9 protein-coding genes and 1 pseudogene are annotated in these 5808 nt (G+C 71.3%); 6 read left to right on the forward strand and 4 right to left on the reverse strand.

The window, feature by feature from the left end:
• On the reverse strand, positions 1-288 hold a 288-nt coding region (locus E1193_RS29485; protein WP_132186429.1), incomplete at its 3' end, for a DUF4190 domain-containing protein.
• Positions 289-387: 99 nt separating this feature from the next.
• Between E1193_RS29485 and E1193_RS29490 the strand changes: the two genes are divergently transcribed.
• The 4 genes from E1193_RS29490 (at position 388) to E1193_RS29505 (ending at position 2333) form a co-directional block, all read left to right on the forward strand.
• Entirely contained in the window at positions 388-750 is a 363-nt protein-coding gene (locus E1193_RS29490; RefSeq protein ID WP_013735804.1) for a PH domain-containing protein, read from the forward strand.
• A 55-nt stretch (positions 751-805) separates the two neighbouring features.
• Complete coding sequence (locus E1193_RS29495) at positions 806-1330, forward strand: SMI1/KNR4 family protein (RefSeq protein WP_132186430.1); 525 nt, start codon at positions 806-808, stop codon at positions 1328-1330.
• A gap of 312 nt (positions 1331-1642) precedes the next feature.
• Positions 1643-2053, forward strand: coding sequence for a GntR family transcriptional regulator (locus E1193_RS34035; RefSeq protein WP_347877052.1), 411 nt, complete (start codon positions 1643-1645; stop codon positions 2051-2053).
• A 61-nt stretch (positions 2054-2114) separates the two neighbouring features.
• Positions 2115-2333: a hypothetical protein gene (locus tag E1193_RS29505; RefSeq protein ID WP_132186431.1), complete on the forward strand. Its 219-nt coding sequence runs from the start codon at positions 2115-2117 to the stop codon at positions 2331-2333.
• Positions 2334-2436: 103 nt separating this feature from the next.
• Here E1193_RS29505 and E1193_RS33555 read toward each other — a convergent pair whose 3' ends face one another.
• The 3 genes from E1193_RS33555 to E1193_RS29520 form a co-directional block, all read right to left on the reverse strand.
• Positions 2437-2967: a DUF664 domain-containing protein gene (locus E1193_RS33555; protein ID WP_243707962.1), complete on the reverse strand. Its 531-nt coding sequence runs from the start codon at positions 2965-2967 to the stop codon at positions 2437-2439.
• A gap of 206 nt (positions 2968-3173) precedes the next feature.
• Positions 3174-4259, reverse strand: coding sequence for a redox-regulated ATPase YchF (gene ychF / locus E1193_RS29515; RefSeq protein WP_132186432.1), 1086 nt, complete (start codon positions 4257-4259; stop codon positions 3174-3176).
• 133 nt (positions 4260-4392) lie between these two features.
• Positions 4393-4845 carry a hypothetical protein gene (locus tag E1193_RS29520; protein WP_132186433.1) on the reverse strand — a complete coding sequence of 151 codons (453 nt, stop codon included), beginning with the start codon at positions 4843-4845 and terminating at the stop codon, positions 4393-4395.
• A 177-nt stretch (positions 4846-5022) separates the two neighbouring features.
• Here E1193_RS29520 and E1193_RS29525 point away from each other — a divergent pair, with 177 nt between their 5' ends.
• Together E1193_RS29525 and E1193_RS29530 are read left to right on the forward strand one after the other, a co-directional pair.
• Positions 5023-5532 (forward strand): SigE family RNA polymerase sigma factor, encoded by a 510-nt coding sequence (locus E1193_RS29525; RefSeq protein WP_132186434.1) that lies wholly within the window; start codon positions 5023-5025, stop codon positions 5530-5532.
• A pseudogene (locus E1193_RS29530) lies at positions 5529-5808 on the forward strand (hypothetical protein); the annotation flags it as partial. The gene E1193_RS29525 and the pseudogene E1193_RS29530, both read left to right, overlap by 4 nt.

Genomic DNA, 5808 nt, shown 5'->3' on the forward strand with positions numbered 1-5808 from the left:
CCCGACGACCAGCAGCGCCACCGCGAGCGCCCAGACCCCGCAGAGCACCAGGCCGGCGACGGCGAAGCCCCGCCCCCGCTGGCCGGACCGGTGGATCCGGACAAGCGCGACCACCCCGAGGACCAGCCCGAGCAGGCCCCCGAACAGGCCGAGCACGAAGGCGGCGACCGCCGTCCGGTTCGTCCGCCCGCCCGGCGGCTGGTGGCCCGCCCACGGCTCCCATTCGCCGTCAGCGGACTCCGGCACACCGGGTGGCGCGGGACGCCTCGACCTGTCGTCCGCAGCCATGTCCCGTTCCCTCCGCCGTGTCCGCTCTGCGGCGTGCAGAGTAGCCGACAGCCCCGCCACGGGCCGTCGACATTGGCGCACGCTGCCTACCGTGGGTCCATGGCCAATCCGACGTACGACCGCAAGGAGCAGTTCCAGCAGATCCAGAGTGGACTGCTCGACGGTGAGCAGATCATCGCCGTCTACGACGCCGTCGGCACCGGCACCGGCTTCATCGGACTGACCGACCGCCGTGTGATCATCCAGGACCGGTCGTTCATCGGCAAACGGTACGCGATCACCAGCATCCCGTACTCGAAGATCACCAGCGTGAGCGTGGTCAGCAACAAGTCGTGGGGCGGGTCCTTCTTCTCCACCGGGGCGATCGCCATCCACGTCGGCACGCACACCTACGAGGTGGAGTTCCGGGGCGACCAGAAGAGCCACCACGTGCACAACGTGATCCTGCACTACATCTCCTGACCGGACACGATCCGGTTGGAGCGGCCCTGTCGGGGGTGTCCGCTACCGTGCGGCGGTGACCGAAGGACAGCTCAGCCTTCCCACGCCGCTGCGGGAGGCCCAGGCCGGCGGCTTCGACTACGACGACGGCGACGGCATCGACTTCGAGCCGTACGACGAGTTCCTCACCCTCGGGGAGACCACCGAGTGGTGGCAGGCGTGGAGCGGCAATCCGTCGACGGAGGGTGCCGAGTTCCGGGTCTTCGGGCAGGACGGCACGGGCGGCCTGGCGGCCTTCTGGCTGGTCCGCCCCGGCGAGCCGGTCGAACGCCAGCCGGTGGTGTTCCTCGGCTCCGAGGGCGAGGCGTCCGTGGTGGCCCGCGACCTGGCCGCCTACCTGTGGCTCCTGGCGGATGGGTTTGGTCCGCTGGAGGCGACGATGTGGCCGCATCACGAGCACCGGCCCCGTCCGGACGCCCACCGAGGGGCCGTCGCGGAACGGTACGCGCCGCGAGCGCGGGAGACCGCGCCGGAGGTGATCAAGGCGGCCCGGGCCGAGTTCCCCGACTTCGGGCCGTTCGTCGAGTCCCTCTGTCGCTGACCCGGCGGATCATGTTGCCACCGGCCGGGCTGGGCTGCTCCGGCCGGTGGTGCCGGCCGGTTCGTCGGAACAGGGTACGCACTCTCCGCCCACCTCCTGCGCGAGGAATGGAAGGGGTGGCCGCACCCGCCCGCCGCGCACGGGCGGACCATCCCGCCCTGCCACCGCAGCTCCGATCAGCGGTACGGCAGCAGAGTCACCCACAGTGTCAGGGCTCCCGCGTTCCTGCCCGAGCACTGACCGTCGCTGCGACGACGCCCAGGGGCACAGGGGCACAACCCCTCTGGGCTATGGGGGACAAGGCTTTGGGGAGTGACCATCGATCCGCGCTCGCACACGCCGGTCTACGTGCAGCTCGCCGACATCCTGCGGGAGCAGATCGAAACAGGCGAGCTGACACCAGGCTCTGCGCTATTCAGCGAGGCGCGCATGACCCAGGAGTATGGTGTCGGCCGGGAGGCCGTCCGGATGTCTCCCCACTCCGCTCCGAGGGCCTGGTCAACACGGTGCGCGGGCACGGCAGCTTTGTCCGTGAACTGCCCCAGGCGTCGGCAGGTGGAGGTGCCACCGGGCACGTCGGTCGTCGCGCGGATGCCGAGCGGCAGGAAGCGCCGGACGATGCAGCTCGACGAAGGCGTACCCGTGCTGGGGATCCGCGACGCGAGGGGTGACGTCGAGATCCTGGCCGGCGACGAGGTCGAACTGACCCGCCCACCGAACTGACCCCGGGCCGCCAAGCGACCCAGGATGACTAACGCTATCGACCATCCTGAATACTTTCAGGATGCCCGACGCACCCGACCCCTACACCATCCGGCACTTCTCCCAGGGGAACCCGGCCGGCCCCGCCCAGGACGACGTACCTGCCCTGCTGCGCCGGCTCGCCGACACCATCGAGGACCTCGGTCCGGTGTGGATCCAGGACATCGTCCTGCACAACGAGATCACCGCCGAGGGCGACTATTACTCCTTCACGGTCTACTACCACGAGGAGTCTGACTGACCGTCCCGCCTGATCCACTCCACCTTCGCAAGGCAGGGGTGTCCGGAAACCCCGACGCCGCGACGTGCCGCATACGGGGGTGGATCAAGGCGCGCGTCTGCCGCTAACTCCATCCCCCGGGGTCCCGCTTGCCGAGATCCAGGGCGGGGAGTAGCCGGTGAGCAGAGCCAGGACGGCGAGGGCAGCGGCACGGAGGGCGTCTGACAAGTTCGGTAGGCTCCGCTGGGTGCAGGTAGGCCCCCAGCCGGACTCGCCCGGCGGCGGGAACAGGGGCGTCGCGGTCGATCCCGAAGCAGGCAACACAGGGGGGCTGCTCGTCGGTCGGGCCGCCCGCCAGTTCCGCCACCGCCCGCGTGCGACTGCCCTGCGCGCGGAGCGCGGCCAGCAGGCCCTGCCGGGTCTCCTCCGGCGCGACGTACCACCGGTCCTCGCGCCGGTCGCCCCACGGGTCGCCGACGTCGCGCCCCTGGAAACCCCACTCGATCCACCGAAGTTCCACGTGACGCAGGTGCTTGACCAACTCCAGCGGGGTCCATCCAGAAGGCAACAGGCTTCGGCGTACGTCGTCCTCGGTCAACGCGGACACCTTCGCCACCACGCTCTCCCGGAAGTAGTCGAGGTACCGCAGAAACACCGCGGAACGGTGTGCTGCCGGGACGGTGGGCGGAGGAAACTCGACAGTCACCCAACGAGTATCCGCAGGATCCCCAGGACGCCCCAGAGACGCACCCCACCCGCGTGATCCACTCCGCCTGCGCCATGTGGGGGTGTCAGCAAGCTCTGATACCCCCACATGCCGCAAACGGAGTTGATGAACCAGGGTAGATGGACCAACGGGTGTCAGACGTTGAAGCGGAACTCCACCACGTCGCCGTCCTGCATGACGTACTCCTTGCCCTCGATCCGGACCTTGCCGGCCGCCTTGGCCGCCGCCATCGATCCGGCATCGACCAGGTCGCCGAAGGAGACGACCTCGGCCTTGATGAAGCCGCGCTGGAAGTCGCTGTGGATCACTCCGGCGGCCTCCGGGGCGGTCGCGCCGACCGGGATGGTCCAGGCGCGCGCCTCCTTCGGGCCGGCCGTGAGGTACGTCTGGAGGCCGAGCGTGCGGAAACCGACCCGAACGAGCTGGTCCAGGCCCGGCTCGTGCTGCCCGATCGACTCCAGCAGCTCGCGGGCCTCCTCCTCGGGCAGGTCCACCAACTCGGACTCGATCTTCGCGTCCATGAAGACCGCCTCGGCGGGGGCGACCAGCGCGCGCAGCTCGTCGAGGAACTCGGCGTTGGCCAGCTCGGCCTCGTCGACGTTGAAGACGTACAGGAACGGCTTGGTGGTGAGCAGGTGCAGCTCGCGCAGGTGCTCCAGCTCGACCTTGGCGGCGGCGGCCCCGGCGTACAGGGTGGTGCCGCCGTCGAGGACCTCCACGGCGGCCCTGGCGGCGGCGACGGCAGCGGCCCGGTCCTTGCGGAGCTTGGCCTCCTTCTCCAGCCGCGGCAGCGCCTTCTCCAGCGTCTGGATGTCGGCGAGGATCAGCTCGGTGTTGATCGTCTCGATGTCGTCGGCCGGGGAGACCTTGCCGTCGACGTGCACCACGTTCGGGTCGGAGAAGGCGCGCACCACCTGGCAGATCGCCGAGGCGTCGCGGATGTTCGCCAGGAACGCGTTGCCCCGGCCCTGCCCCTTGGACGCGCCGCGCACCAGGCCGGCGATGTCGACGAACGACACCGGCGCGGGCAGCACCTTCTGCGACGAGAAGATCTCGGCGAGCTTGCCGAGCCGCTCGTCCGGCAGCCCGACGACGCCGACGTTGGGCTCGATGGTGGCGAACGGGTAGTTCGCCGCGAGCACGTCGTTCTTGGTCAGCGCGTTGAACAGGGTGCTCTTGCCGACATTGGGCAGGCCGACGATGCCGATGGTGAGACTCACGACCAGCCAGCTTACGCGCTCCACCGCACGCACCGGGCAGGCAGCCCCGACGCCGGACCGAACAGCGAGCCGGACCAGGAATCGGAACCGGCGGCGACACGGCGGGCGTCGCACCGGCGACCGGGCGAGCCGGTCAGCCGACCAGCCGCCACCAGCCCGCCCCGCCGGCTCCGACCTCGCCGAGCGCCCCGGCCGGCAGGTCGGCGACGGCGGCCAGCGGCAGGGTGAACCGGTGGGCGGCGGCCGGACCGGCCGCGTCCGACTCACCGAGCATCCAGCGCACCTCGTCGACCGTCCAGCCCAGCCCGCGCCGGCCGGCGATCTCGCGGACCAGCCGCAGGCCGGGGCGGGTGTCGTCGTCGTAGAACCGCATGCACCAGTGGTGTGCCCACATGCCCAGCGCGCGCAGACCGGCGGGGTCGAGCGAGCCGGCGAGCCGGCCGCACGCCGTGTCGGCGAAGGGACGCCCCGGGTCACCCACCCGGTCCCGCTCGATCGCCCCGTACGCCGCTGGGGCGACCGCCCGCATCCGGTCGTAGAAGCCCTGCACCACCGCGCGGTCCAGCCGCGCCCGCCCCGGCCGCATCAGCGGGCACCAAGCCCGGCCACGCCCACCATCGCCCCGCACCCTTTCTCAAGTTGGTGGCGGGACGGTACCGGCCACGACCGACACTTTCCCGGCCGGAAATCTCTTGTCCGGCAATGGATAGCTGGCCTGGCCTGCGGCGTCTGTCTCTGTGAACGAGTGGAACGGGGAGGGTGGGTGGACGACGACGAACGCGCCCGGCTGGCCGAGTTCGTGGCCAGCCGTACGCCGGCGCTGATGCGGGTCGCGTACCTGCTCACCGGGGACCGGCACGCGGCGGAGGACCTGTTTCAGTCGGCGCTGGCGCGGACGATCCCGCGCTGGCGGACGCTGCGCAACGCCGACCCGGAGGGCTACCTGCGCACGGTCATGTACCGCGAGCAGGTCAGCTGGTGGCGGCGGCTGCGCCGGTACCGGGAGTCGTTGCTCACCGGCACCGACGACCGGGCCGACTCCGACCCCAGCGGCGGGACGGACCTGCGGCTGGCCATGCGGGCGGCGTTGCGGCACCTGCCGCCGGCCCAGCGGACGGTGGTGGTCCTGCGCTACTACGAGGACCTCACCGAGACCCAGGTCGCCGCGGCTCTGGGTTGCTCGGTGGGCACCGTCCGCAGTCGTACCCACCGGGCCGTACGGCGGCTGCGCGAGCTCCTGCCGGACATCGAACTTCTGGAGGTACGGCGGTGACGTCCCCCATCGAGCACCTGCTCCGCGCCACACTGACCGATCTCGCCGAGGAGGCACCAACCGTGGACGACCAACTGACCCGCGCCGAGCGACGGCTGCGCAACCGCCGCCGCGCCACCGTGACCATGGGCGCGGTGGGGACGCTCGCCGCCATCGTGATCGGCGCCCCGCTGGCGCTGGCCGCCAGCGGCGACGGCGGCCGGCCGGCGGCCCCGCCGACGCCGAGCATGACCGTCGCGCCGCCCGCCCCGCCGACGCCGAGCATGACCACCGCCC

Origin of the sequence: Micromonospora sp. KC606 (assembly GCF_004348675.1) — a bacterium.
Lineage (GTDB): Bacteria > Actinomycetota > Actinomycetes > Mycobacteriales > Micromonosporaceae > Micromonospora.

Coding starts and splice junctions, on each gene's coding strand:
- E1193_RS29520 (WP_132186433.1), bottom strand. CDS start 4,845: ATGCGGCCGGGGCGGGCGCGGCTGGACCGCGCGGTGGTGCAGGGCTTC.
- E1193_RS29490 (WP_013735804.1), top strand. CDS start 388: ATGGCCAATCCGACGTACGACCGCAAGGAGCAGTTCCAGCAGATCCAG.
- E1193_RS29505 (WP_132186431.1), top strand. CDS start 2,115: ATGCCCGACGCACCCGACCCCTACACCATCCGGCACTTCTCCCAGGGG.